At 39.6% G+C, this 26,796-nt stretch carries 25 protein-coding genes; 17 read left to right on the top strand and 8 right to left on the bottom strand.

Annotated elements, in window-relative coordinates; all coding sequences use genetic code 11:
* Positions 1-22: 22 nt before the first annotated feature.
* The 8 genes from gspF to K2X50_02180 are packed head-to-tail and all read left to right on the top strand — an operon-like array spanning position 23 to position 5,599.
* Complete coding sequence (gene gspF / locus K2X50_02215) at positions 23-1,240, top strand: type II secretion system inner membrane protein GspF (protein ID MBX9586049.1); 1,218 nt, start codon at positions 23-25, stop codon at positions 1,238-1,240.
* 16 nt (positions 1,241-1,256) lie between these two features.
* Positions 1,257-1,691, top strand: coding sequence for a type II secretion system major pseudopilin GspG (gspG, locus tag K2X50_02210; protein MBX9586048.1), 435 nt, complete (start codon positions 1,257-1,259; stop codon positions 1,689-1,691).
* Between the two features lies 1 nt (position 1,692).
* Positions 1,693-2,196: a GspH/FimT family pseudopilin gene (locus K2X50_02205; protein MBX9586047.1), complete on the top strand. Its 504-nt coding sequence runs from the start codon at positions 1,693-1,695 to the stop codon at positions 2,194-2,196.
* A complete protein-coding gene (gene gspI, locus K2X50_02200; protein MBX9586046.1) occupies positions 2,193-2,561 on the top strand; it encodes a type II secretion system minor pseudopilin GspI in 369 nt (122 codons plus the stop codon). The genes K2X50_02205 and gspI overlap by 4 nt, the downstream gene beginning before the upstream one ends.
* Entirely contained in the window at positions 2,551-3,153 is a 603-nt protein-coding gene (gspJ, locus tag K2X50_02195) for a type II secretion system minor pseudopilin GspJ (GenBank protein MBX9586045.1), read from the top strand. Before gspI ends, gspJ begins: the two co-directional genes overlap by 11 nt.
* On the top strand, positions 3,140-3,913 hold the full coding sequence (locus K2X50_02190) for a general secretion pathway protein GspK (GenBank protein MBX9586044.1): 774 nt from the start codon (positions 3,140-3,142) through the stop codon (positions 3,911-3,913). Before gspJ ends, K2X50_02190 begins: the two co-directional genes overlap by 14 nt.
* A 12-nt stretch (positions 3,914-3,925) precedes the next feature.
* Positions 3,926-5,131 (top strand): hypothetical protein, encoded by a 1,206-nt coding sequence (locus K2X50_02185; protein ID MBX9586043.1) that lies wholly within the window; start codon positions 3,926-3,928, stop codon positions 5,129-5,131.
* A gap of 3 nt (positions 5,132-5,134) precedes the next feature.
* Entirely contained in the window at positions 5,135-5,599 is a 465-nt protein-coding gene (locus K2X50_02180) for a type II secretion system protein M (protein MBX9586042.1), read from the top strand.
* 8 nt (positions 5,600-5,607) lie between these two features.
* Here K2X50_02180 and K2X50_02175 read toward each other — a convergent pair whose 3' ends face one another.
* The gene (locus K2X50_02175; GenBank protein ID MBX9586041.1) at positions 5,608-7,980 is read right to left on the bottom strand and encodes an ankyrin repeat domain-containing protein; all 2,373 of its coding nucleotides are present in this window, start codon (positions 7,978-7,980) and stop codon (positions 5,608-5,610) included.
* A 205-nt stretch (positions 7,981-8,185) separates the two neighbouring features.
* On the opposite strand from K2X50_02175, the gene hemL reads away from it, so the two are divergent.
* A complete protein-coding gene (gene hemL / locus K2X50_02170; protein ID MBX9586040.1) occupies positions 8,186-9,481 on the top strand; it encodes a glutamate-1-semialdehyde 2,1-aminomutase in 1,296 nt (431 codons plus the stop codon).
* On the opposite strand, the gene K2X50_02165 is transcribed toward hemL, so the two are convergent.
* Positions 9,482-9,733: a hypothetical protein gene (locus K2X50_02165; GenBank protein MBX9586039.1), complete on the bottom strand. Its 252-nt coding sequence runs from the start codon at positions 9,731-9,733 to the stop codon at positions 9,482-9,484.
* Positions 9,734-9,762: 29 nt separating this feature from the next.
* Between K2X50_02165 and waaA the strand changes: the two genes are divergently transcribed.
* The 3 genes from waaA to K2X50_02150 all read left to right on the top strand — a co-directional run bounded on the left by waaA (position 9,763) and on the right by K2X50_02150 (position 13,368).
* Entirely contained in the window at positions 9,763-11,070 is a 1,308-nt protein-coding gene (gene waaA, locus K2X50_02160; protein ID MBX9586038.1) for a lipid IV(A) 3-deoxy-D-manno-octulosonic acid transferase, read from the top strand.
* Between the two features lie 180 nt (positions 11,071-11,250).
* A complete protein-coding gene (locus tag K2X50_02155; GenBank protein ID MBX9586037.1) occupies positions 11,251-12,576 on the top strand; it encodes an AAA family ATPase in 1,326 nt (441 codons plus the stop codon).
* Between the two features lie 279 nt (positions 12,577-12,855).
* Positions 12,856-13,368, top strand: coding sequence for an F-box protein (locus tag K2X50_02150; GenBank protein ID MBX9586036.1), 513 nt, complete (start codon positions 12,856-12,858; stop codon positions 13,366-13,368).
* 163 nt (positions 13,369-13,531) lie between these two features.
* Here the strand turns inward: K2X50_02150 and K2X50_02145 are convergent, their stop codons facing one another.
* On the bottom strand, positions 13,532-15,061 hold the full coding sequence (locus tag K2X50_02145; GenBank protein ID MBX9586035.1) for a TolC family outer membrane protein: 1,530 nt from the start codon (positions 15,059-15,061) through the stop codon (positions 13,532-13,534).
* Positions 15,062-15,093: 32 nt separating this feature from the next.
* Positions 15,094-15,765 (bottom strand): protein-L-isoaspartate O-methyltransferase, encoded by a 672-nt coding sequence (locus tag K2X50_02140; protein MBX9586034.1) that lies wholly within the window; start codon positions 15,763-15,765, stop codon positions 15,094-15,096.
* A 173-nt stretch (positions 15,766-15,938) separates the two neighbouring features.
* Between K2X50_02140 and K2X50_02135 the strand changes: the two genes are divergently transcribed.
* Both K2X50_02135 and K2X50_02130 read left to right on the top strand, forming a co-directional pair.
* Complete coding sequence (locus K2X50_02135; GenBank protein ID MBX9586033.1) at positions 15,939-16,562, top strand: NUDIX domain-containing protein; 624 nt, start codon at positions 15,939-15,941, stop codon at positions 16,560-16,562.
* On the top strand, positions 16,559-16,726 hold the full coding sequence (locus tag K2X50_02130; GenBank protein ID MBX9586032.1) for a rubredoxin: 168 nt from the start codon (positions 16,559-16,561) through the stop codon (positions 16,724-16,726). Before K2X50_02135 ends, K2X50_02130 begins: the two co-directional genes overlap by 4 nt.
* Positions 16,727-16,731: 5 nt before the next feature.
* Here K2X50_02130 and hemJ read toward each other — a convergent pair whose 3' ends face one another.
* Positions 16,732-17,154 (bottom strand): protoporphyrinogen oxidase HemJ, encoded by a 423-nt coding sequence (hemJ, locus tag K2X50_02125; protein ID MBX9586031.1) that lies wholly within the window; start codon positions 17,152-17,154, stop codon positions 16,732-16,734.
* Between the two features lie 28 nt (positions 17,155-17,182).
* A complete protein-coding gene (gene phrB, locus K2X50_02120) occupies positions 17,183-18,613 on the bottom strand; it encodes a deoxyribodipyrimidine photo-lyase (GenBank protein ID MBX9586030.1) in 1,431 nt (476 codons plus the stop codon).
* Positions 18,614-18,785: 172 nt separating this feature from the next.
* On the opposite strand from phrB, the gene erpA reads away from it, so the two are divergent.
* Positions 18,786-19,211, top strand: coding sequence for an iron-sulfur cluster insertion protein ErpA (gene erpA / locus K2X50_02115; protein ID MBX9586029.1), 426 nt, complete (start codon positions 18,786-18,788; stop codon positions 19,209-19,211).
* A 95-nt stretch (positions 19,212-19,306) separates the two neighbouring features.
* Positions 19,307-23,545 carry a hypothetical protein gene (locus K2X50_02110; protein MBX9586028.1) on the top strand — a complete coding sequence of 1,413 codons (4,239 nt, stop codon included), beginning with the start codon at positions 19,307-19,309 and terminating at the stop codon, positions 23,543-23,545.
* Between the two features lie 30 nt (positions 23,546-23,575).
* Here K2X50_02110 and K2X50_02105 read toward each other — a convergent pair whose 3' ends face one another.
* Together K2X50_02105 and K2X50_02100 are read right to left on the bottom strand one after the other, a co-directional pair.
* Positions 23,576-23,746 carry a hypothetical protein gene (locus K2X50_02105; GenBank protein MBX9586027.1) on the bottom strand — a complete coding sequence of 57 codons (171 nt, stop codon included), beginning with the start codon at positions 23,744-23,746 and terminating at the stop codon, positions 23,576-23,578.
* A gap of 182 nt (positions 23,747-23,928) precedes the next feature.
* Positions 23,929-25,290, bottom strand: a complete 1,362-nt coding sequence (locus K2X50_02100) for a peptidoglycan DD-metalloendopeptidase family protein (protein ID MBX9586026.1) — start codon at positions 25,288-25,290, stop codon at positions 23,929-23,931.
* A gap of 295 nt (positions 25,291-25,585) precedes the next feature.
* Here K2X50_02100 and tyrS point away from each other — a divergent pair, with 295 nt between their 5' ends.
* Positions 25,586-26,773 (top strand): tyrosine--tRNA ligase, encoded by a 1,188-nt coding sequence (gene tyrS / locus K2X50_02095; protein MBX9586025.1) that lies wholly within the window; start codon positions 25,586-25,588, stop codon positions 26,771-26,773.
* Positions 26,774-26,796 lie beyond the last annotated feature (23 nt).

Here is a 26,796-nt window from a genome sequence, read left to right as displayed (position 1 = left end):
TTGCACACATGGAGTAGTGTCATTGGCTGTTTTTAAATATATAGCAACGGATAAGGATGGTCGAACGACTAAAGGTGTGCTTGAGGGCGATTCAGCAACTCAGATTAGGCAGCGCTTGCGTGATTTAGGAAAAATTCCCCTTGAAGTTGAGTTATCTCACGAAAAAAAAACGCCAAAAGGTCATTTTAATTTCGTAATTAAGCAAAAAATTTCTGCACCTGCTTTGGCGATGCTGACTTTTCAATTTGCGACTTTAATTAATGCTGGTTTGCCTATAGAAGAAGCGTTACTCAATCTTGCAGAACAAAGTGAAAAAAATTACATCAAAGGGATTCTCCTGGGCGTACATGCTAAAATTGTGGAGGGGCATTCTATCGCCACAGCATTAGGTGAGTATCCCAGAACATTTTCTGGATTATATCGTGCGAGTGTTGCAGCAGGTGAACGTTCGGGTCAGTTAGGTAATGTGCTACAGCGACTCGCTGATTATTTAGAACGCCAACAAGCTGTACAAGCGAAAATTCAAAATGCACTTGTCTACCCTGCAGTATTAACATTAGTTTCAATATCAGTTGTTACGTTTCTGTTGGCTTATGTTGTGCCAAAAATTGTTAATGTGTTTGTGAACACTAATCAAGCTCTTCCGACAGTGACGCTAGTATTGTTGGCAGTAAGTTCCTTTGTGAATTCATACGGATGGATTATTGGAATAGCGATCATTGTATTTATCATAGTCATGAAACGTCTCTTGCGGCAGGATGAATTCAAAGCTAAGGTTCAATTATTCCTCTTAAAAATACCCGTGTTTGGTCATACTTTGCGGGAAATTAATACCGCACGTTTTGCAAGAACATTTGGAATATTGTTTGCAGCATCTGTTCCCGTTTTAGAAGCCATGCAAGCAGCCAACAGTGTTGTGAAATTGTTGCCAATGCGTAAAGCAATTGACGCAGCAATTAACAGAGTTCGCGAAGGTGAACAAATAAATCGCGCTTTACAAGACACTGGATATTTTTCATTGCTGACAGTGCGGCTTGTGGGTGCTGGTGAGATGACGGGTAAGCTGGAAGCAATGTTGGAAAAAAGTGCTGATTATCAAGAGCGTGTTGTCGCACAAAAAATTGATATCGCATTAGCTTTATTTGAACCTGGTATGATTTTAGTTATGGGTATGATTGTTTTATTTATCGTATTGGCGATAATGTTGCCGATTTTTGAAATCAATCAATTTATTGGATGAAAAAAGGAGATTTTTAATGATTTTTCAAAAAAGTAAATCAAAGGGTTTTACGTTAATTGAAGTAATGGTTGTAGTGGTTATTTTGGGTATTTTAGCCGCATTTATTGTTCCAAAAATTATTGGTCGCCCCGATGAAGCTAAAGTTGCAAAAGTTAAAAGCGATGTTCGGACGTTGCAGACGGCTTTAGATTTATATCGACTTGATAATGGTGCTTACCCTACCACTGAGCAAGGATTAGAAGCGTTAATCAAAAAGCCAACAAGCGACCCTATTCCTGCAGCATGGCGAACTGGTGGGTATATTCAAAGACTCAGTGATGACCCTTGGGGAAGACCTTATCATTATCTTAATCCAGGTGAGCATTTAGAAATTGATATTTTTTCTTACGGTGCAGAAGGCAAGCCGGGTGGTCAAGGAATCAATGCAGAGATCGGGAACTGGAGTGACTAGCTTGCAGCGTCAGAATCGACAGACTGGTTTTACACTAGTAGAAATAATTGTTGTCATCACAATTATCGCTATTATTACTAGTTTTCTTATTTTGCGTACCGGAACCGTTCGATTCGAAAGAAAAGTCACTGTGTTTGCAGAGCAATTACAATTTTTTATTCAAGTTTGTCAGCAACAAGCGATTTTACAGCCGGCTGTAATTGGAATAGTTATTCAGACAGATGCTTATCAAGCCTATTATTTTTCAAATGAACGAGAACTTCGGTGGCGACCATTGGCTGAACACGATAGTTTTTGGCAATCCCGGTCAGTTCCAAATGACATTTTTTTGCGAGTTACCTCATCAGCGCCCATGAATGCAAGTATGGTTACGCCTCAAGTCGTCATTCAGTCAAGTGGTGATTTTACACCTTTTACAATAGATGTAGGCTATTCTGGAGAAGCTGCACACTATAGGCTAGTGGGAAGTGAGGCAGGAGAACTATCACTTCAGGTGTTAAAATGAAAATGAATTTTCATAATCAGAGAGGATTTACTTTAGTCGAAGTATTGATTGCTCTTCTGATTGTGAGTATTGCCTTTAGTGCTATTCTTTTTTCAGTTAATCAAAATGTTCGGACGCAGATAAGACTAGAAGAAAAAATCGCCGCAATGTGGGTTACAGAAGATGTTATTTCGCGAGCACAACTAGGATTATTGAAGGCTAACAACGGTGTCCAAGCAAGTTTAAATAAAGAGTGGGGTTGGCAGCTTCGTACTAAAGCAACCCAAAATGCTTATGTGCAAGAAATTGAAGTTACCATTCTAGATCCACAAAAAAATACGATATCAGTTTCAACAGGATACATAGGTACAAGTCATGCGCAATAATCCCCAAAAAAATGGCTTTACATTAATAGAAATTATTATTGCCATGGCAATTTTTGCAGTAATTATGATTATCGTGATGAGTGGTCTGAATATGGTGATGCGTGCCCAAGAACAAGTCAGTATTCGTGCAAAACGGTTAGGTGAATTGCAAATGGCCATGGCTGTTTTAATCGGTGATTTATCTCAAATAGTGCCACGCCCGATTCGTGATAATAATGGTGAATTAATAAAAGCCGTACTTGTCGATATGACAAATCCAGTGAGATTAGAGCTTACATCCGGTGGAATGATTAATCCGAATGATCAATATCAACGCAGCAGTTTGCAGCGAGTTGGTTATGGTTTAGAACAAAATACCTTGATGCGATACGGTTGGCCTGTACTAGATAGAGTCAGTAATACATCCATGGGAAAGCGCCGATTGCTCGAAGGCGTAACGCAATTTAAAGTTGAATATGTGAATGGACGTGGTGAATTTATTAATGATGATGACGATGCAATCGCACTATTTATTGATATCGATCTTGGAAAAGAAGGGCATTTAACACGTTATTTTGGATTGCCAGGAGGGCTAATCAATGCGGCCCATTAATAAACAGTCTGGATCAGCGATAGTTGCTGTGCTGCTTATTGTTGCTATTATTACTATTATTTCAGTAGGTTTAATGGTGCAACAACGCATTGATATTCGTCGAACTCAACAAATTCAGACCGCAACACAGACGTATCGCTATTCACAAGCTGTTTTATTTTGGGCGGTAGGAGTTATAAAAGAGTCAGAAAAACCTGCTGTCAGTGAAAGTACCGATTTATGGGAACGAAATTTTCCAGAAACAACAATTGCAAATAATCGTGGACATGCGAATGGGCATTTAGAACGACTTGATCAGCGCACGAATATTAATGCATTATCTGACGCATCAGCACAAGATGCCTTCGTGAAATTTCTAAGTACTCGTGTTCCTGAGCTCTCCGACTCTGAAATCAGAAGTCTCATTGGTAATGTGAATGATTGGGTTGGACAAGCAATAACAAAAAATGATCAATATTATTCTACTCTAGTTCCTCCTTATGGCGTAGCTCACACACCGATGGTGAGTCCTACCGAACTCAGGTTGATTACTGGAGTTGATGCCGCTGTATATCAAAAATTAATTCCATATATCATTACTTTACCTACGAGCGGTGATGCGAAATCAGCAGCGGGCTCAACCAATGGCGATTATTACTTATTACAAGCCGAGGTAACGCTGGATGATCAGACGTTGCGCGTGTATAGTATACTTCATCAGGAGGGTGCTCCTCCTAATGCTAATGTGACCATATTATGGTCTACCCAAGGGAGCTGGTAAAAGGGATTTAGAATGAGTCGTTTAATCATACATATTCTCGGTACCAATGGAGATCTTCGATGGTTTATCGAAGGTGAAGAAGTGTCTGCTTCAACTTCATCTGCAAAATCGCTGTCTGAAAAATCATGGTCTAACTTTAAAGGTGAGGTCATTGTTTTTGTTCCTACTATAGATGTTTATCTCACTGAAGCTAAATTGCCTCGATTATCGAATGCTAAATTACGCAAAGCGATTCCTTATGCTGTTGAAGATGAAATCACCGAGGATTTAAAAAATTGTCATTTCGCGACATTTCGCGTTGATGGTGCAGGATTTACGCCAATTGGTGTGATAAATAAAGAGTGTATGAGTGCTTGGTTGCAATTAATTCCGAATTCTTTGAAATCCAAAATCAGCATTATGACTCCAGAAGTGTTGGCAATGCCCTGGACCACCAATACTTGGTCTATTGCAGAAATAGGTGATTTTGCATGGGTAAGGACTGGACAAAATACCGGGTTTTCGATAGAGAAAAATAATCTCATGGATTTATTAATTCAATACCAACAAGAGAATCATCAAATTGAAGCCATTAATTTATTCACAGTACCAGGAAGTAATTTAGACTGCGAATTGATTGATCATTTAAAATTAACAGTAGTTACTAAAATTCAAAACGAACCATGGATTGTATTTTTACACAAAAATTTACACCAAAATTCAGTGCTCAATTTATTACAGGGTGAGTATCAATCTAATTATACATCCTCTAGTACAGTCCGCCTACAGAAAATCTTTTTTACAATGGTGGCGGGTTGGTTAATTGTATTTTGTCTATTTGGCTTTATTAAATACACGATATTAAATTTCCAGGCACATCGATTAAATAGCGAGTTGGCTACTATTTATCATGAGATTTATCCAGGTGAAGCAGCCACGCAAAGTTCAAAGCAACGAGTTGAATCAGCGCTTGCTGCTGTGAAAAAAGCAAAACAACAAGGCGTCTTTATACGTTTAGTGGCAGTTGCGTCACCTGTTTTGATTAATACGCATGGACTTACTATACAAAGTGCTAGTTATAACAATTCACAGCTTGAAGTAAAGCTTGAGGCAACTGATTTCCAATTGCTAGATAAAGTAGCTGCGGATTTAAGAGCAAAAGGTATTTTTGCAGAGCAGACTCATCAAGCTAAATCGGGAAATGTTATCCAATCAACATTAGTGATGAAAGAAAGGTAAGTAATGGAAAAATTATCGGAACGTGATCGCCTTGCGCTGATAATCGGTGGAATTATCGGCGGTTTGTTGCTCTATTATTTTCTTATTCTGAGCCCACTACAGGATAAAAACGATAAGCTCGCTGAGAGTAATGCTCAAACACGTGAGCTTGTTGATTGGATGAGAAATGCCAAGCCCCAATTAATCCATCTACGTGAACAGACTAAAAATAAAGCAAGCACTAATGTTTCATTGCTTTCCGCTATCGAACAGTCAGTAAAGCGTAATCGATTAGATGCTGCAGCGGGTGATATAAAACAACTTGAAACCAATAGAGTTCAAGTTTCTTTCGCTCAAGTTGAATTTGTTGCTTTCATGCGATGGATAGAAGATGTGCAATCCACTACTGCCTGCAAAATTGAAAAAGTGTCCATTCAAAAAACCGACAAATCGGGTGTTGTGCACATTGATATTACTCTAGAGCGTTAGTATCTAAATTACATTTTTGGGCCTCGATTACCATCAGCTTCCGGGGCCTCTTCCATTGGTTCTATTTTATCTACGACAGCCATCTTAGGTTTTATGACTCTGATTACTATATCATCATCAGGTTCAACTGTTCGCCCTCGTTTCGTAACTACCTCAGTTTGTTTTTCTTGAGGCTCTTCTCTCTCTTCTATCGCCATTAATTGTTGATCTAATGCCGTTAAATAATTTTCTACTTCTTTATAAGCTGCAATTCTTGCTTCTAATTTTTCACATTCTTCAAGCAGCTTCATAGTGTTTTCTCCGCGATATTCTGGGCTGTTTTTTTTCTCTAGAAGTTCTTTTTCAGATTTATCTCGAATTTTTTTTGCTTTCATTAGTGGTGTTTCACCGTTAATGCTGAGAGTGGAGTGGCTCAATCCCTTATCGAGTAAAAACTTTAGACCGATGAGGTTGCCCCCAATTGCAGCGGCGTGAACGGGGCTTAAACCATGTTTATCCAAAACGCCATATAAGGGAACGCTGTGTCTTTCTAGGCATATGAATATTTCTATGCTGTTGCTTCCACCTGCCGCATAAAACCACCCATTTCTATTTGTGTCACTGCACGCATCTTTTTTGACGCCTTGTTGAATTAAAAAATCAACCATGTCTGGTAATCCGCTTCTGCATGCTAGGTGCAATGGTAGCATTCCTTGATCACTACTTTTTATTTCAAGGCTCATACCAAAATCTTTCAATACTAATATTGTTTTTTTTGCTGATTTAAAAACCGCATGATGCATTACCGTCATTTTTTTAGAGCATGCTGTGTCTAATGACATTTTTCTAACTTTAACTAAATGCACAACGAGTTCTGCATGATCACCGCGAGCCGCATGAAATAAACAATTTCGCCTATGATTATCGAATAGATCTTCTCTACCGCCATTATTATTAAATAGCCATTCCATTGTTTCTTTATGGCCCCCCAAAGCTGCCCAATGAATTGGCATCATGCCGTCGTCATCTTTAGCTTTAAAATCAACGCCTGGCAGTTTCTGAAATGCTTCTAGCGCGGTAGTTTTACCATGTTGTGCAGCAACGTGCTCAGGTCTCAGGCCCGCGTTATTCTTTTTGTTAGTTCCAACGCCATAACGGGATAACAAAATCACTTTCTCTGCATCACCTTCTTCGGCCGCTTCGTGCATCAGTGTGCACCCGAGATTATTTGTCCGATCTAATTTAATGCCAAGCTCAGCTAAACGAGCAAGTATTTTAGTAGCTTTCGCACGTACAGCATATTCAATTACTGTATCCCCTTTGTTATCTTGCCAACTTAAAAGGGTTGTCTGTAATTCAGCAATTACTGCCTTATCTAATATTGAAGGGTCAACTTTTTTTGCGAGTGAATTTAAAAGTTTTTTACGTTTGTCACTAATAAGATAATTAAAGACCTCAAGAGAATCATGTTGTGTTGCAATATGAATTGGGATTCGTCCTGTAGTATCTTTAACATCGACAAATAATCCTTTTTTACTCCCTAAAAATTTCATCATGGCCACATTGTTATTTTCAGCAACAATGTGCATTGCGTTCATACCATTTGAATCTTGGGTAGCGTATGAATCACCTGACAAGACTAGTCTGTCAACCAAATCAATCTCGCCGATCTCTACAGCAAGAAGGTAAGCGTTTCTTCCTCGATTATCCACATCTTGAGTTGAGGCTTTTTTTGTTAACAACAAAGCGACGATTTCCTGCTGCCGCCACAATACTGCACAATGTAGAGGTGTTCTACCTTCATAATTTCTACAGTTAACCTCTGCCCCCGACACAAGCAAATGTTCAACCATTTGTTTTTTACCTCGCATTACAGCAACATGAATGCAAAAGTCACCTTCACCAGAAACCGCTGTAATTGCTTGTTGTTGATTATTTAAGACATCTACTGTTGCGCAGCTACCACTCCCAGCGGCGTGATGAATTGGTAAGAGACGACGACCATGTTTGTCTTGAAGAGTTGCATCCATTTTTTTCTGAATAACTAGATACTTAACGAATTGAGACAGGCCTTTGATTGCTGCATAATGCAGAAATGACATTTCCACTTTTTTATCACTGATAATAACAGAAGCATTTAAATCAAGCGGTTTGCTACCTTCGGGTGGTTCAATTTCTATTAGCGCTTTAAACCGTTCAAATTTTCCGAAGTGAATTGCCCATTCTAGAGGTAACCTACCTTTAATAATGCAATTTAAATCAGCACCAGCATTAACTGCCGCAATCACACCTTCCACATCATCGCCATTTTTTTCTATCGCTTCATACAGTGCGGTATTTTTATTGTGAGCTATTACCGAAGCGATGAACTCAGGTGGATATTGTGTTTTTTTCGTCTTCATTACATGAACCTCACTAATCGTCTTTTGATGAAATCATCAGAGTATTTTATCCCCATTTACCCTTGTTGTCAGTAAATTGCCTTATATGAAACCGCGAGATTTCGCTGAGTTTAGCCGTTGAGTGACAGCGTCTTATCCTATATAATGACCTCATCCGCATTTAAACAGAGTATTATACAGCCAGCTAACAACCATCGGAAATATCATGAAGCACACTCTATCAGCCGCCTTAATCGAACGAGCCAGTCAAGTTATACCGGGCGGAGTGAACTCTCCAGTTCGGTCATTCAACGGTGTGGGTGGTACGCCCCCCTTTATCAAACGAGCTGAAAAAGCCTACCTTATTGATGAAGATGCCAATCGCTATATCGACTATGTTTTGTCTTGGGGACCGATGATTCTCGGCCATGCGCATCCAGAAGTGGTGGCAGCAACTCAAGCGGCAATTGCCAATGGTTTGAGTTATGGGGCTGCGACTGCGATCGAAGTGGAAATGGCTGAGCTCCTCAATAAATTAATACCTTCTTTAGAATTAGTTCGATTGGTGAATTCAGGCACAGAAGCGACGATGACAGCGATTCGTCTAGCTCGCGGTTTTACCCAAAAAAATAAAATTATCAAATTTGCAGGCTGTTATCATGGTCATGCCGATTCTCTTTTGGTGAATGCGGGTTCAGGTGGCCTCACTTTTGGAATACCCAGTTCAGCCGGGGTTCCTCATGACTTTGTGAAACACACCCTCACGGCGAATTTTAATGATTTGGCTTCAGTAGAAGCGTGGTTTGAAGAATATCCCGAAGATATTGCTGCGATTATTGTTGAGCCTGTCGCTGCGAATATGAATTGCGTATTACCTCAACCAGATTTTTTGCCTAGACTGCGCAAATTATGTGATGACCATAGAAGCTTGCTCATCTTTGATGAAGTGATTACTGGTTTTCGTGTTGCTTTAGGAGGTGCGCAAGAATATTTTAATGTTAAACCTGATCTCACTACATTCGGAAAAATTATTGGTGGTGGTATGCCCGTGGGTGCATTTGGTGGACGGGCCGATATTATGTCTTGTCTTTCTCCATTAGGGCCTGTATATCAAGCCGGGACATTATCGGGGAATCCGATTGCGGTAACTGCCGGTTTAGTGAATTTAAAAATAATCAGTCAACCGGATTTTTACACAGAATTAAATACTAAATGTCAGCGACTTACTCAGGGAATTAATGCTGCAGCACGATCTGCAGGAATTCCGGTGGTGATAAATCAAATTGGTGGTTTATTCGGAATATTTTTTACTGATAATACTATTTTAAATGTGAATGATGTAAAAAATTGTGACGTCAATGCCTATAATGCATTTTTTCATCAGATGCTTCAATCAGGAATATATTTAGCGCCTTCAGCGTTTGAGGCTGGTTTTATGTCGATTGCGCATACCAATGCAGATATTGATTATACAATTCAAGCTGCTGAAAAAGCATTTAAGCAAATTAGAATTCCAGCGTAATTATTCTTTTTGTTTCATTTGCGAACGAATATCCGTGAGTGTTTCATTCATCGTGAAAAATACGATAAACATTTCTAAGAGAAGACGAAGAGCGAGCGGTCCAAATAAGATAATTGCTATTCCCATACCTATCGCAGGCACTGCAAAAATGTCGTAAATACCTACACCAATGATGACAAACGAACCAATGATGAATCCCACTCGAATTAGCCATGGGGCTAACATGCGCCTAAATGCAAAAAAATCATTCATTTTCTTTACCTCCCTGGTATGATGTGAAGATGAGAACGCTTTATACCCTGCTATTTTACATTGCGCTACCCTTTATCCTCATCAGGCTTTGGTGGCGAGGCCGCCATTCGCCTGGCTATCGTCAAAGAGTCCTTGAGCGATTAGGTTATTATAGCACAGAAAAGATCGGTCCCAATACGCTTTGGCTGCATGCAGTTTCGTACGGAGAGGCCGTTGCTGCCGAACCTCTGATTGTCGCTTTACTGAAGCAATATCCAGACAGACCCCTTTTGGTGACCACCATGACGGCCACAGGTGCTGCCAGAGTGGAGCAACGATTTGCAGGGCAAGTCGTTCACCAGCATGTTCCTTATGATTATCCTGGCGCAGTCAAACGATTTTTTGAACACAACCAACCTAGCATAGCAATTATTATGGAAACAGAATTGTGGCCTAATTTGATTAAAAGTTGTGTGCGATATCATGTACCTGTCATCGTAGCGAATGCTCGCTTATCGGAAAAATCCTTCAGGGGATATCGTAAGATGTTGATGATCACACGTTCGATGATGAAGCGCATTAATGTGATCGCAGCACAATCTCAATCCGATGGACAGCGATTTGAAAAATTAGGTGCGACACCTGAACAAGTAAAAGTTGTTGGAAATCTAAAATTTGATATGGTGCCTCGACCGGATTTATGGGAAGCAGGATTAGAATGGCGTGGGGAGCTTGGTAATCGTCCCGTGTGGATTGCAGCGAGCACTCATCCTGGTGAGGAAGAACAAGTATTAGAAGCGCATCGAATAATTCTTGCTCAGCATCCTAATGCGCTTTTGCTCTTAGTTCCCAGACATCCAGAGCGTTTTGATAGAGTGGCAGAATTGTGTAAGGCCTCAAACTTTTCTACAGAACGCTTAACCGAAAATAATTTCCCTTCCTCAACAACTCAAATTTTTCTTGTCGATGCGATGGGTATGTTGCCGAAATTTTACAGAGCTGCTGATGTGGCCTATGTTGGTGGAAGTTTGGTTCCCATTGGTGGTCATAATATTATTGAAGCCGCTTCCGCAAAATCCGCCATTTTATTTGGTCCTCACATGCATAATTTTACAGCGATCGCTGAGCAATTTTATCAGGCAAAAGCGTGTGAGAAAGTTGAAGATTCAAAGTCATTGGCTCAAAAAGTGCTTAAATTATTAGAAAATCCTGCTCATCGACAAGCCTTGATTCAAGCGGCTGATCAAATAGTCATAGAAAATACCGGCGCGCTTGAAAAAACAGTGCGAGAGATTTCTCTACTCCTCACTCAGCAACACCCCGCTCATGTTGCCAATCCTGCGCATGAGATCACATAGAACGCTCTCTCAAGAATATCCATGCTATCCTAGATAATGAGTTCATTGGGGATTGCCCCAGATTATAGCCATCATTGGCTACAATAACCTTGTTTTTTAGCCAAACATTGGCTGAAATAGCCTTGTATTTTGGCCAAACATTGGCTATAATAACACCATTAAATAGCCAATGTGGTGCTTATGAAAAGATCTCTTATGACGGAATTGAAACAGTGGAAGAAGTCTAATCCACATTTCCCCTTATTGTTGCGAGGAGCCCGACAAGTAGGTAAAACCTATGTAGTCAGGGATTTCGCTCGTGAGCAGTTCAAGGGGCTTGTTGAGATCAATTTTGAAAAAGAGTCTCGATTTAAAGCATGCTTTGATACACTCGATCCAAAGACGATAATAAGCTCAATAAGTCTAATGAAGCAACAAGACGTGCAATTAGGCGAAACGCTATTATTTCTCGATGAAATTCAGGAGTGTCCAAATGCGATTATGGCGTTAAGGTATTTCAAAGAGGAGATGCCTGATTTACATGTTATTGGGGCGGGTTCGTTACTTGAATTTGCTATCAATAGTGAATCGATTTCAATGCCAGTTGGAAGAGTGCAGTATATCTATCTTAAGCCTCTCTCGTTTTTGGAGTTTTTACAGGCAACTGGAAATCAGCGTTATATCGAATTTATTAGAAATACTACAGTGAAAAGCACGATTGCTGAGGTTATTCATAATGATCTTATGCGATTAATTAGAGAGTATATGATTATTGGTGGAATGCCGATGGTGGTAGATAGTTATGTTAAAAATAAGGACCTTTTAACTTGCCAGCGTTATCAGACACTCATTTTAGATACATACCGTGATGATTTTGCAAAATATGCGAGCAAAACTAAGCATGTCTATCTTGAAAAAGTTTTTGAAAAAACTCCGGGATTAGTAGGGCAACAGATTAAATACAGCACAATAGATCCTGAATCACGTTCTAGAGACATTAAGTCAGCTATAGAAAAATTAAATCACGCTGGAATTATTTTCCCCTGTTACTCAAGCTTAGCTTCTGGGTTGCCCCTTAATACCTACATTAATGAAAGAAAATTCAAATTAATTTTCTTAGATGTTGGTTTGGTAAATAGATTAACCCGATTAGAAATAGAGCTTCTTTTTAAAAATGACATTTTGTTGCTAAATAGAGGATCAATCGCTGAACAATTTGTGGGGCAAGAATTGATGGCATACCAAGACTGCTATGAAAAAGCTCAGGTATTTTATTGGAGTCGTGAACAGAAAAGCAGCAACGCAGAAGTGGATTTCTTGGTCAATTTTGGCTCACAAATCGTTCCCATTGAAGTTAAATCAGGATCAACAGGGCGACTAAAGTCGTTACATATTTTCTTGGATGAAAAAAAATATCCCTTAGGTGTTAGAGTTTCAGAGAAACCCCTAAATATTCACGATAACATTTTATCAATACCATTTTATTTAATTAGTGAGCTGGAGAGATTAATTCAGCAAGTAAAATAAGTTAATGTTTTGTGTGGTAATTTTTTTACTTGATATTGATTATGAATTAAAAAATGATCCAATAGATGGTGTCATAATACAATTGCAATCACCTTAATAAAGTAGTCTGTCCAAAAATGATTGCATAATAATAGATCAGATAAATCGCCGAATGCGCGAGAGCTATGCTCTGTCATTTATCACTGAAGGTCTGCGTAACATGAGTGTTACTACCTATTTGAAATCTTATTCTATCAATTAGACTGAATGCTTTTCATCTTTAGTTGTATGGAGAGTTATATGAAAGAATCACTTATTTTAGTAAACGATAATGATGCTATATCTGGTATTCCTGAATCTGAAAATGATTTCGATAAAGCTAGATTAGATCCAGGGCAGTTCTTGCTAAGAGATATAATGATAGAGATTTTCAAGTATCTATCAATGAAAGACCTAAGCAGTATTAGCTTAGTGTGTAAAACATGGCTTAGAATTTCAAGTGATGATCGAATCTGGTCAAGTGTAGTTTCAATGGAAAATCGAAAATTAAAGCAACATGAATTTGACGGTATTTTAAAAGAAGGAAAAGATGTTAGAGGTAAATATATTTTGTCGAAAATGCACATGAAAAAATCGTCGTTTGAAAATTTTCATAAATGGACTTCAGTCCCTTTCGTTAGTTTTATTCCTTCGTTTCCAAAGTCTGTTATCACGCCGTCTCAAGAAAGTATAGACGAGGGTAATAAAAGAATTGAGGCTTATAAAAAAGAAATTGAGGAAATGGAGTTAAGTCTAAATTTATCGATAAAGTAATTTAATTGTAGGCCGCAATAATTGTTTAGATTGCTAAAATTATTTTGGCAATCTCTCCACGGGTATCAACTTGACTTCTAGTGAGATAGAAAAAACGAGCCAAGCCATAATAAGCGCTACTTGACATCAGTATCATTTTCATCAATTGTGTATATTGAATACATTAAGAGTGTGATTTTTTCTTTTTCTTGGTTGTCTTTTTTGAATGATGTTTTGTGGTGGCTGCTGAAAAAGGAATAATCTTTTCCGCTTCATATTGAGAGGCATGAATATCAAGTTGAGTCGGAATATTATGTCTTGGGATTTCGGTGTGAATAATATCTTTTTCAGTAATTATTTCTGTGCGTTTACGCATCAAACGATTGAGTGTAATAATATCTTGAGGCGATAATGTGCCGGCGGTTTTTTTCAATAATAGAGTTTGTAATAAATAATTATATTGTTCTGTGACAGTGAGACGTTGAATATTGAATAAATTGGATTGCGCATTGAGCACATCGACCATGGTTCGAGTTCCCACATCATAAGCTGCTAGCGTTGCATCGTACGCACTTTGAGATGAAATGATGGCTTGTTTATCGGCTCGAACTTGGCTGATTTCGGAAATCACGCCTAAATAAGCGTTACGCGTTTGTGCCACTACGCTTCGATGGGTTGCCTCTTCTAGTGAAAGCGCTTGTTGATATTGACAACGAGCTTGATCTGTTGATGCTAGCACTGCTCCTCCTGAGGAAACTGGCAGTGTTCCAGAGACTGAAACATTCGCTACTTTTGTTCTTAACGAGCCATCGCCATTATAGTGATTATCAAATGTTTCGGTGAAATTACTGGATGCATTAACGACAGGAAAGTGGCCTGCGAATTGAAACTTAATATTTTCTTTCGCAGCTTCAGAGCCATATCGCGCTGCGAGAAACGTATAATTTTGCTTTTCTGCAGTGGTCACCCATTGTTCGATGTTCGATGGATCAGGTGATATCAAAGGAATATTTTCTTCGATGCCGCAAAGAATACGATAATATTTTCCTGTAATTTGACGTAATTCTTCAATACGATTTGAGTATTGATATTTTGATGCAATTTCACGTGCAACCACAGCATCGAATCGCGCTTGGGCTTCATAAACCGCAGTGATCGGAATAAGCCCAACTTGATAGCGATCTTTATTTTGATCTAGTTCGTGTTTGATCGCGTTTTTTTCGGCTTGTGTAAAATGTAAATCTTGGCTTGCCGTTAATACTGAAAAATAAGCGGTTGAAGTGCGTATCATTAATTCTTGCGCAGCCGCAGATAAGTTGGCAGCCGCTTGTTTAACTTGTGCTCGTGCAGTGCTCAGACTTGCCCAATTACCATAATTAAAAATACTTTGCGTAGCTGATAATGTAAAGTTTGTATTATTATCGTAAAAAGGCTGCTGAGAAAACCCTGCCGCCGTCGCTGCAGCCGCATTTCCAAAGTCACTGTCTTGACGACTACGAGTAGCGCTACTCGATAAAGCAATATGAGGTAAAAAATTCGATATATTTAAGGGAATGTTTTGTCTTATCGCTTGAAATTCGGCCTGCGCTGCTTTGAAAGTCGGATCGTTCGAGTATGCATCTTCAAATACTTCTGATAAATCTGCTGCAAAACAAGATAGCGGCAGCATCATTACGCCACACAGTAGCAGACTTCTATAAAAATCTTTACGCATTTTTCTCTTCCTTGTCTATTTAGAGCGATGCTCTAAAAAATAAATCGAGTTGATTCTTTAACATGTGGCAAGCGAGGCCGAACGGTTTCAAATAAATGCGTTTCTTGCCAAACCCCACCTTTCTCATGATGAAATACTGTTGCTTGCATTGCAGGTGCTTCACCTACAACCGAATACAAACGTCCATTAACATTTAATGCATTTTTTATTTCGCCAGGTATCGTTGGTACTGATCCTGTTAAAACTATCACATCAAATGGGCCATCCCCTTGCCAACCTGAATTAATATCTCCTTGAATATAGGAAATGTTGGTTAAACCCAATTGCGCAATATTTTTTTGAGCGGCTGTCAGTAATTCTTGATACGTTTCAACAAGAAAAACGTGTGATGCTTGTTTGGCAAATAATGCGGCTAAGTATCCACCGATTGCGCCTATTTGTAAGACTTTTTCGTTTGGCCGAACGTTGCAAGCCTGAAGTACGTGACCTTCTTCTTTGGGGGGCATCATCAGCTGCCCGTGGCCCACAGGAATTTCAGTGTCAGCAAAAGCCAAATTTTTGTATTCTTCGGTAACAAACAACTCGCGGTGCACTTGTGTGCATAAATCTAGCGTGCGTTCATCGAAGACGTTCCAGGTGCGTAATTGTTGGCTGATCATGTTAATTCTAGCTTGATCGGGGTTCATGCATTTTGCCTCGTTCATTGGATTATCAAGCCGCCTATTGTACCTCGATATATCGCGTAATTGGAAGGAGAGGGAGGGCAGTAATTATACCTGGGCTCATATATGAACTCAGATAGAGGAGGATAAAGGCTTGACCCCATGACATAATTACCGAGATAATGGCAGACATAATCCTTTCTTATGGAAACTAGATGAACGAGATCACTTCTTTTACAGTAAACGATGTAGAGCTTCTTAAGGAAGAAAACGTTTTTGACGGTTTTTTTAAGATAAAACGCCTGAGCCTCAAGCATAAATTATTTGCCGGCGGCTGGAGCGAAACAATGCAACGGGAATTATTTTCACGACGTCCTGTGGGGGCGGTGTTGCCTTACGATCCGGTTCGCGATGAAGTTGTGCTCATTCAGCAATTTCGAGTAGGGGCGATGGCGCAGCAAAATCCGTGGTTGATTGAGTTGGTTGCCGGCATTACAGAGCCGGATGAATCCGTTGAAGCAATGATCCACAGAGAGGCGCAAGAAGAAGCGGGTATTGAATTCCTCGAGCTTGTGAAGCTCTATCAATATTGGGTAAGTCCTGGGGGAAGCTGTGAAAATCTCACACTTTATTGTGGTAGAGTAGATGCTTCGCTAGCAGGCGGAATTCATGGCTTAGCAGAAGAACATGAAGATATTAAAGTGATCACCATGCCTGCACAGCAAGCGATAGATGCGATTAACACAGGCCTCATTAACAATGCTGCGACGATTATTGCTTTGCAATGGCTCGCCTTAAACAAAAACACTATTTTCCAAACTCAGGAAGCGAAAGTATGAATCGATATATGTGCTTATTGTGTGGATATATTTACGACGAAGAAGTGGGTTGGCCCACAGATGGTATTGCGCCAGGAACTCGTTGGGAAGATGTTCCTGACGATTGGCTATGTCCCGATTGTGGTGCGAGCAAAATCGATTTTGAAATGGTTGCGATGGCCTGACCCTATCAAAAAGGCTTAACGATCACCAATATTCCAATGCCAACTAATAAAACAACCGGCGCTTCATTAAACCAGCGATAAAATACATGCCCATGTTGATTTCGATCTTGTTGGAATGCTTTTAAAAAACGATAGCAATAAAAGTGGTAAATAAATAAAGCTAAAACAAGCGCCAATTTTGCGTGAAACCATCCTTGAGAAAAATACCAGTGTGGATTCAAGAAAACCAACCAAAATCCTAATGCTGTTGCGATGATCGCGCTAGGAGTCATAATGCCGCGATACAATTTTCGTTCCATAATTTTGAATCGCTCAATACTAATTTTATCTTCTGCCATTGCGTGATAAACAAATAATCGAGGTAAATAAAAAATCCCCGCAAACCAATTTACCACAAACACAAAATGAAAGGCTTTAATCCATAGCATTGTTTGAAACTCCCAATTGACTCTTTTTTCAGCTTAACCCTAAATTCTTGAATTCTGCAATGACTTTTTTACGCATCATATCATAATTGACTATCGGTTTCGGATAATTTATCGAGCCCGGTGGTGTGCCTCTGTCGTACGGATTATGAATTTTTTTATTATCGAGTTGAGCAAGTTCCGGACAATATTGTCGGATAAAATCTCCAGTAGCATCAAATCGCTCACTCTGTGTTGTGGGATTAAAGATTCTAAAATAGGGCACTGCATCCGTGCCGGTTGATGCACTCCATTGCCAACCACCATTATTTGAAGCGAGGTCACCATCTATTAAATGCTGCATGAAATATTTTTCACCCATTCGCCAATCCAGAAATAACGTTTTACTCAAAAACATTGCAACCACCATTCGCAAACGATTGTGCATCCAGCCCGTTTGATTTAATTGACGCATGGCGGCATCAACGAGTGGGAACCCCGTGTTTCCTTCACACCAATTTCGAAAATCATTTTCATCATATCGCCAAGGTAGTTTATCGGTATTTTTTTTGAAAGGCTTGTAGCGACAAATTTCTGGATGAAAGAACATAATATGTCGATAAAATTCACGCCAAATAATTTCCGATAACCAAGTTGCTGCTCCTGTGTGTTGTTGGATTTTATCGAGATCGGAAAGATTTAAGCTTTCTAAAATGGCTTTTACGCACTGGCTAGGTGATAAAATACCCTGTGCTAAATATGGCGATAATCGACTCGTCCCTTCTATACTTGGAAAATCACGATGTTCATCATATTTTTTTAGATGATCCTGACAAAAATCTTGCAAGCATTTTTGTGCGGCTTTTTCGCCGGCGGGCCAGGAGTCAAGATTTAATGTGCACTCAAAATCTTTTAAAGCAGTAGGAACAGGATCTGGAGAGATGTTTAATTTTAACAATTTTTTTACGAGAGGATGAGGTTTCCATGCCTCTGTTTCTGAAACATGTTTCAACCAGACTTTTTTAAACGGTGTAAAAATTTGCATTGGCCTATTTTGTTGGCTCAGTACTGTCCCAGGAGGCATGATGAGTTGATCATCATAATCTTCGATCGCAATTTTTTCGCCTAATTTTTTTTCAACCATTTGATCACGGCGCATTTCATCAAACTCGTACTGCTTGTTATAAAAAAGCGTTTGAATTTTGAGGTCTTCACAGAGGGTTGTTAATATTTTGGGGCAGTCAGAAAAATAATCGCACTGTCGAATCAATAAGGGAATGCCTAATTTTTGGCATTTTTCAGATAAGCAAATCAAATTGTTTAATATAAATTGTATTTTGATAGACGCAGCATCATGACGTTGCCAGGTTTTGGGGGTGAGAATATACACCGCAAATAATACCTCGCATTTCTGCAGTGCCGCATTCAGTGCTGTATTGTCTGCAACCCGTAAATCTGCCCTAAACCAGTGGAGCCCACGCATATTTTTTCCTTAAAAAGGAAAATTCTAACAGGTGCCGGAGAGAAATTCGACTTATGACCAATATAATTGAGATTTATAGTAAATAATGGTACAATCTTACCCTAATTTGGGGTTGTCTTGAGATGGCCCGAGGAAATGACGTTTAGACCAACAACGAGTGAGATCGCCAGCCATGTCAACAGTCACAGAATCCCAGGCTACTAAACTGGAACAGCCAGTGTCTATTCGATTTACGGATAGCGCTGCCGACAAAGTTTACGAACTGATCGAAGGAGAAGGGAATTTAGCCCTTAACCTACGGGTCTTTATCAGTGGGGGTGGTTGTTCGGGCTTTCAATACGGCTTCGCTTTCGAAGAAAAAGTGGCTGACGATGATACCGTTATCGAGAAGGCTGTATCGCGAGATAATCTCCCAGAAGCTAAGGTAAAACTGCTGGTTGATCCTCATAGCTTTCAATATTTGGTAGGAGCTGAGATCGATTATAAAAACGATATCGACGGGCAGCGCTTTGTTATACGAAACCCCAATGCCAAAACCACCTGTGGGTGCGGATCGTCGTTTTCACCTGCTGAGTCTCAGAATGAAGACCAAGATTAATTTTAGTTAAAAGACCCAAGAAACAAGTGATAATCATTGACTAATAGTGTTTGGCATAGTAGGCTGTATCAATATAATTTTATAGAGGTGTTCCAATGCAAAGTGATAAAAAAGCAGAATTAGAAGCAAAAGTGGCAAACCGTCAAGCAGATATTCAAAAATTCGATCAAGGTTTTCTTTCAACTACACAAGCGACTGATGAGCAATCTCTGTTAAAAGTGAAAACAGCTTTTATAATTGCTTTCAAATGGCTCTACATTGCCATCATGGACAAATACCGTAATGAGTATGAGAATGCAAAAGGATCTGCCAGAAAGCGGTTGTTAAATCCTGATTCATTGAATACAAATGAGCGTACTTTAGTTCACAAACTCAACACAATACAATTTAAAGATTCACTTCAAGATTCTTATCAAGACTTTGATTCTCGCTATATTGGAGAAACATTTTCTCTGGTCGAGAAATTTTTGGCTGAAGATAATCTTGAAAAAGATCCGCGAAATCAAGAGCTTTCATGTTTAACGACTGCGCTAGATAAGGTATATTTTATTGAGATTAGTGGTGTTTGTCATTCTCTTCAAGAAAAGCAACGCAATATTTCTGAGTTGTTCTTGCAAAGCGCTAGAGGAAACCATCCTTTAGTTAAAGAGACATTAAAGAGAAATTTCGTCGCTTTGCTAGAGTTGATCGATAAAACTCACGCATTGTCACAAAAAACAAAAGCTCCGCTGAATCAAGAAAAACAACAATATCAAAATGCTAATCTTGTTCTTGCGCTACCTGAGAATTTATTTAATCAAACAGAAATCAAAGAATTTTTAGCATTGCTAGATAATGTGAAACAACTTACTTTATCAAATCTCTCGACGTCTAATCAGGAGCAACAGGCACAATCACAAATTCCTGTGTCAAGATATAATTTTGCACTGCATTACTGCGATGCCGCTACATTAATAGAAGTTTTCAATGAGCTGCAAATTCTTAAACAACCTTGTATTAACGAGCGATTTCTTGTGTTCAGAGACTTCAATGCAAAAATTACCGAGTTTTCTGATCTAGTGATGAGATCTCTTGATGAGATTCGATCTAAATTGAAAACATGTGATGATAAAAGTTTGTATACCCTTTACGCCGATTTAACTTATTGGCGTTGGGCTGTTGAGTTTCTAATAAATTATAATTTAGGCGAGACTACATTTTCACAAAATATGAATTCCGCTTCTACTATAGTGAAAGATGTCATTGGGGCTATTGCTGCTCGTGTTGAGAAGCCACTTAAAGCGATTAATGAAGATCTTAAACGCCTTTCTTCTAACCCAGTCACTGCTGATTTAGTTAAGAAAAGTTTCGAGCTCAATTCAAAGCAGTTAGAGTTATTAACTGCTATGAGCACAGCCAACATTAAAGAACAAGCTATTATTGATTTAGTGTCAAGATATTTTCAATTATATCATGCTGCATTAGCGGTTATGGTGGTGGCTCGTATCCAAGCATTAGATACCATGTATGAAGAATTATACAAGAGCTTTGAGAATACACAGAGCGCAGATGCTCTCCGACAATTATTGATACAAAATAAAAGAATTTTCGATCAAGAATGTGAGATCCACTCGGCATTAACGGCGCTTTGCAATGTTCATAATTTTCAAGCTTTAGAAAGTTACAATGATAAAGTTGACAAAATGAAGCGATGCCGTCAAGAAATAGAATATAAAATAGAGGATATAGCGCGTAGTACAGCTAGAAATAATCTGCAGGGTGTCATCGGTCTGCTTAAACAAATGATCGATGGTCAAAATATCGTAGTGCATGATTTTACGCGAAGTTTCAATTTGCTTTACATAAAAGTTGAGCAATACCATGCTGTTGAAGCGTCTGTACAGGAACAGAAAGTGCCTGATCTTTTTGATGGATTTATTGCTTCACTTTTACCTGAGAATTTTTATCAAGTTGAATCACTAAAAAATCCAGCGGTTCAACCAATCTCTCACTTACAATATCAAACGATTAAGAGAGTAATTGAGGCTGTAAAAGGTTCGAGTTACGCACAGCGCGATGTTGTGAAAAGAAACATCGATGCTTTCAATACCGCTGAAGCGGAGTTAAAAGCGCATATTGCACAATTTAGGCAACGATTAACGGAGACTGGAAAAGCAATTCAAGCGTGTAAAACGGAAAATTACCCAGATGCCCTAAAACAATTAATGGAAGATAATCAGTATATCGTTGAGAACTTTTTAGGCGCTGATCCGACTGACAAAGAAGTCAATGTTACTCATTTCTTGCGCGAATTGATGAAGGGTGAATTAGAACTACATATAAGAAACGCTCAAGCTTTAGTTAAGAAAAAAGAGGCTTTCGAAAAAGCGTATGATGCTCAAATCCAAGCCGAAGCTGATAAAATTATCCAAGTAGTAGGAGCTGCGACACTTGAGAAAGAACTGGATGATCAAGCGATCAGCCAGCATTTTCTAAAAATCAATCTATTATGGGAAAAATGTGCGAAGGAAGGTCTAGTTGCGCCGACACAGGGATTTATTAGTAAGTTTGAAGTGATTCAGGACCTCATAGATCGAAGCCTTGTGCCTAGAAAACAAAGTTTACAAACTCTTCTACAAGGAAAACCCGAAAGCATTGATGAGCAATTCATTGAAAAGATGCAGCAGAAATTGGCAGCTGAAAAATCTCATTTAGAAAAGTTAGTGCTTGTTTGTAGTCAATTTCCTGAATCAATATGCAATTTAGAACGATTAGGTGTCTGTTTGCAGGAATATCGAGAAGCGATTTCTACATTCGAAACAGAAGTGATTGACCTCGAATTCAAACGAGTATTTACACAAAAAATCCTTGATCTCGAAAAACAAGATCGTGAAAGTTTAATTGCGCTCGATGATATTCAAAAACAAGCTCTTATTCACACTTTAGAGTCGATGAATCAAATTATTGTGCTTCGAAAAAATACTCATTCTCTTGAGGGGGATCCGCTAGTTGAGAGAGCAATGAAAATTCTTCGGACAATGAACGAGTTCCTGGATCATTATTATCAAGAGTGCTCAACAAAGGCATTGGATTGGCTGAGGTCGGTTCCTAAGAATATTGATGATATGCGCGCCATCGCTGTAAAATTTACCCAACGAGTCGATTACCTTGTCGATTTACACAAAAAAGTAAGTGATTTGGCTCAGACATTTGGTATTGGAATGTGGGAAAATAAACTTACGGCAAAAACCTTGGGCGATTACCTCGGTTTACAAACAGAACCTGAAATGTTGTATCAAGGTAATCTAAATCTCATTGCGCTTGAAAAGTGGGAAATGATCAATCAAATTTTTGCAGATTGCCAAAATTATACGTATACCGCTCGATTGTGGACAACGCCTACCGGTATTAATGAGTTGTTGAGTTTGAAAAAAAGATGGAACCAATTAGGTAATCAACAATTAACCAATCTGGATTATTATTTTGCTCGAGTGAAAAAAATAATCGGCGATCGATTAGAAGAGAATCAAAACAACGAAACTGAGAAACGAACAACTGAAACTCATAATTTTTATAGTGAGTGTCTTGGGAATATGGCTAAGTTACAGACAAAGCAAAAAAACCAATGGATTGCTGTGATAAAAGCTGCTTTGGATCTCAATAACTTTGCCCAAGCACAATCTGCTCTAGTTAAGCTGCGACCCGCTCAAGAAGAGTTGGTTTCATATTGGGTTAATCTAACCGCTGCAATCTTCCAAAAAGTATGTACGGTAGATATGGCAGATCAAGAGAGTGACAAGCATATTTTCGATGCGCTACGTGCAGCAAAACGCGAGCTACTTGAGCGGCCTTTGGTAGATCAAATTAAATTTTATGATGATTTGTTGGTGAAAGTTAATGCGCAACAAAGCTATGATGCTACTCGAATAAAACAAATTCTGATTTTAGCAAGAACATTTGAGGATGCACATGATCCAGACCGTGAAGATCATGCGTGGTTTGGTCGAGCAACGGGCGTTGATGAAATTGTTAATGAGATGCCTTCTCCTGTCAATTTCTTAAGTGAATTGTCTGCAAAAAGTAGTACTACAGGAACAGTTTGGCAATGGGTTGATCAACTTATTCAGCAGTTGGTAGGAATTGTCTCTAGCAGACTCGTTTTGACAAAAGAACAATCCTCTCGACATGAAGAAACGCAGAAATTTTATGTTGATACGAATAATGTTTGTGCGGCGTATTTCCCTAGTTCAACTAAAATATATGTAGAAACTCATTCTAAAAAGAAAAATTCAGCTTCTGAAAAGCATGATGTGGAATTAGATCGGGTTGAGGTTCGTCAGCAGGTTGTTCATTAATTTTGGTTTGATCCTGAACCAGGGTATGAGCTACTTGTTATTGTGCTTCACTGTCGATTGTTTGCGCAATTGCGAGGCAATGGTGCTCCACAACATGCGTAAGATAATGTAAGCCAAAGGCGCAACAATAATCACCATTAATACTACGGCAAGAAAGCAGAGCATGATTGAGTAGCAGGGTGTCATTGTTAGTAAAGACATAGTAGCCTCGGATTCTAAGTTTCCCATCTTGCAACTATCCGTCCAGCCTGGACAAAATCTGAACGTTTTGCCATTCCAGCACAGGTGGGGAATAGTCACCCTATCTATCAAGTATAGCCTATTTTTCGATGAAAAGTATGGAAGGGAACTGGGGGCAGGCCCCTAAGTTTATTCGGGTTGATTTACGCGTTCAAATCGTCTTTTTTGTGGCCTGCTGAAGCATACTCAACTTGTTGATGAGTTTGCATATGGGCCATCATGCGACTTACATGGGCACGAAATTGATTTCGATAAGCGTAAGGCACCGGGCTACCTATAGGCAGTTTGACGGTCAAAGGATCACGATGAATGCCATTCACGAGAAATTCGTAATGCAGATGCGGGCCTGTGGCTAATCCGCTCATGCCAACATAACCAATAACTTGCCCTTGCTGAATGCGTGAACCTACGCGAAGCCCTGTGCCAAAAGCTTTCATATGACCATACAAGGTGCTGTACTGTCGGCCGTGTTGAATAATCATTACATTGCCATAGCCACCTTTACGTCCTTTGAACACAACTAAGCCATTGGCTGTCGCTTTAATGGGTGTGCCACTGGCCGCGGCATAATCAACACCTTGATGGCGACGTAAAGTATGCAAAATCGGATGCCAGCGTCCAAGAGAAAAGGTAGAGCTTATACGCGCAAATTTAACCGGTGTACGAGTAAATTGCTTTTTCATGCTCATACCGTTCGGAGTGTAAAAGTCCACGTGTCCTTTTGGATCCACGAAACGAATGGCTCTGTATGTTCGCCCTTGATTAGTAAATTCAGCAGCGGCGATATGGCCGGTGCCCACTTTTTGGCCGTCCAGGTAACTTTCATCGTAAAGAATGCTGAAGCTGTCACCGGATCGAATATTTTTTGCAAAATCGATATCCCATTGAAAGATCTCTACCAGCTCTTTCAAAACGTGCCCGGCAATTTGCTGCCGTTTGCCCGAGGCTAAGAGAGAATTTTTAATGACTGCATGGGTGTAGGCTTGACGGTGATCGAGCTGTACACTCGTTAGGTTGGAATCAAAACCTTCTACTGCCCGTTTAATGGTCAATTGTGTTGTTAAATTGGGTCTATACATCAATTCATGAACCGCGTGTTGATCATCATAAACGACTTGGATTCGATCGCCCGCGCGAACGTGTGTCAAGATCTTATTGCGAGGATGGGCGGTGATCATGGAATGTAATTCGCCATGATCGATTTTGAGTCGATTGAAAAGGGTGGCAATGGTCTCGCCTTCGCGCAACGTGATGCTCATTTTATTCAGTGGTTTGTTTGATGTGCCTGTTGATTCAGCGCTATCCGGTTGAACGGTTGAAGCGACTTCGAGGGGTACGGGTGTCTCAGTGAGCACAAACTCGTTGTTGTCCACGCGACTAAAAACAACCATTAAAATGAGGAGTGTAAGCACAGAGCCTGCTAAGACGAGTAGCAAGCGAATATGTTGTTGCCACAACGTCCTCATCAAGGCTGAAGAGCTGATTTGTTGCTGTTGACTATTCATAGGTTCCCTTCACAAAAACGTTGTCATCCGCAAAACCAGTGGTATAACATAACCTGATATGGCGTTGAGGTCAATAAAAAATGATCTGGGCCTGTAAGGGTGAAGATCGCGACTTTTCTCCCTTCCAAGGCTGTCCCTAGATATCTCGTCATATAATATTCAGTAGCAACCGCTGGGGAAGTAGTAGACTTACCCACAATCTTCCAGTCTGGAAGATTGCTTTCCTGAAGAGGGTGGTAGATGGGTGAGTTATGAGGGTTATTCTAAAGAGGGTGTCAAAGTGACAAACAATGAAATGATGCAAGAAATCAAACGCGGTACTATCGAAGTCATTGTGGAAACAGAATTGCAGGCGAAGCTTGAAGAGGGACGTCCTCTCCGTATCAAGCTGGGTCTTGACCCTACCGCCCCTGATTTGCATTTGGGCCACACAGTAGTGATTAACAAAATGCGTCAATTTCAGCAATGGGGACACGAGATTCTTTTTTTGATCGGAGATTTCACCGCGATGATCGGAGATCCCAGTGGCAAAAATGCAACCCGTCCACCGCTCACTCGCGAAGAAGTAATCAAAAATGCAGAGACCTACGAAAAACAAATTTTTAAAATTCTTGATCCACAAAAAACACAAGTGATGTTTAATTCTCAATGGATGAAAGATAAACCTGCTGCATTTATGATTGAACTTGCCTCAAAATATACTGTGGCTCGTATGTTGGAGCGCGATGATTTTCACAAACGTTATACTGCAGAACAACCTATTGCCGTTCACGAATTTTTATATCCATTATTACAAGGCTACGATTCTGTTGAAATGAAAGCCGATATCGAATTAGGCGGATCAGATCAAAAATTTAATTTATTGGTCGGTCGTGAACTACAAAAAGCGTACGGACAAAAACCGCAATGCATTATCACTACGCCGTTGCTCGAAGGAACTGATGGCGTGCAGAAAATGTCGAAATCTCTTGGAAATTATATTGGTATCGATGATAAGGCCGATGATATGTTCGGAAAAATTATGTCCATCAACGATGAAATTATGTGGAAATATTTTGAGTTGTTAAGTTTCCGTGATTTGAGCGGAATTAATCGATGGCGAGAAGAAACAAAAAATGGCCTCAATCCGCGTGATATTAAAATTAAATTAGCTGAAGAAATTGTTGAACGTTTTCACGATAAAAATTCGGCCAACCAAGCACATGAAAATTTTACTGCGCGATTTTCTCGTCATGAAATTCCGGAAGATTTGGAAGTGAAAACAGTAAAGGCAAAAGATAATTCAGGTATTTCAATTGTTCACTTGCTCAAAGAAGCCGGATTAGTATCCGGTACGTCAGAAGCTAATCGACTCATTGATCAGGGTGGTGTCAAAATTAACGGAGAAAAAGTTTCGGATAGTTCTCGAATAATTTCTATCGGTGAAACGAATTTATATCAAGTTGGGAAAAGGCGCTTCGCTAAGATTGAAGTGAAAAAATAAATGGCTTCATCACCTGAATGTTC

This window comes from Gammaproteobacteria bacterium (assembly GCA_019748175.1).
Classification (GTDB): Bacteria; Pseudomonadota; Gammaproteobacteria; order JAIEPX01; family JAIEPX01; genus JAIEPX01.
Note: the sequence above shows the minus strand (reverse complement) of the source record. Positions and strands in the feature narration are given on the sequence as shown.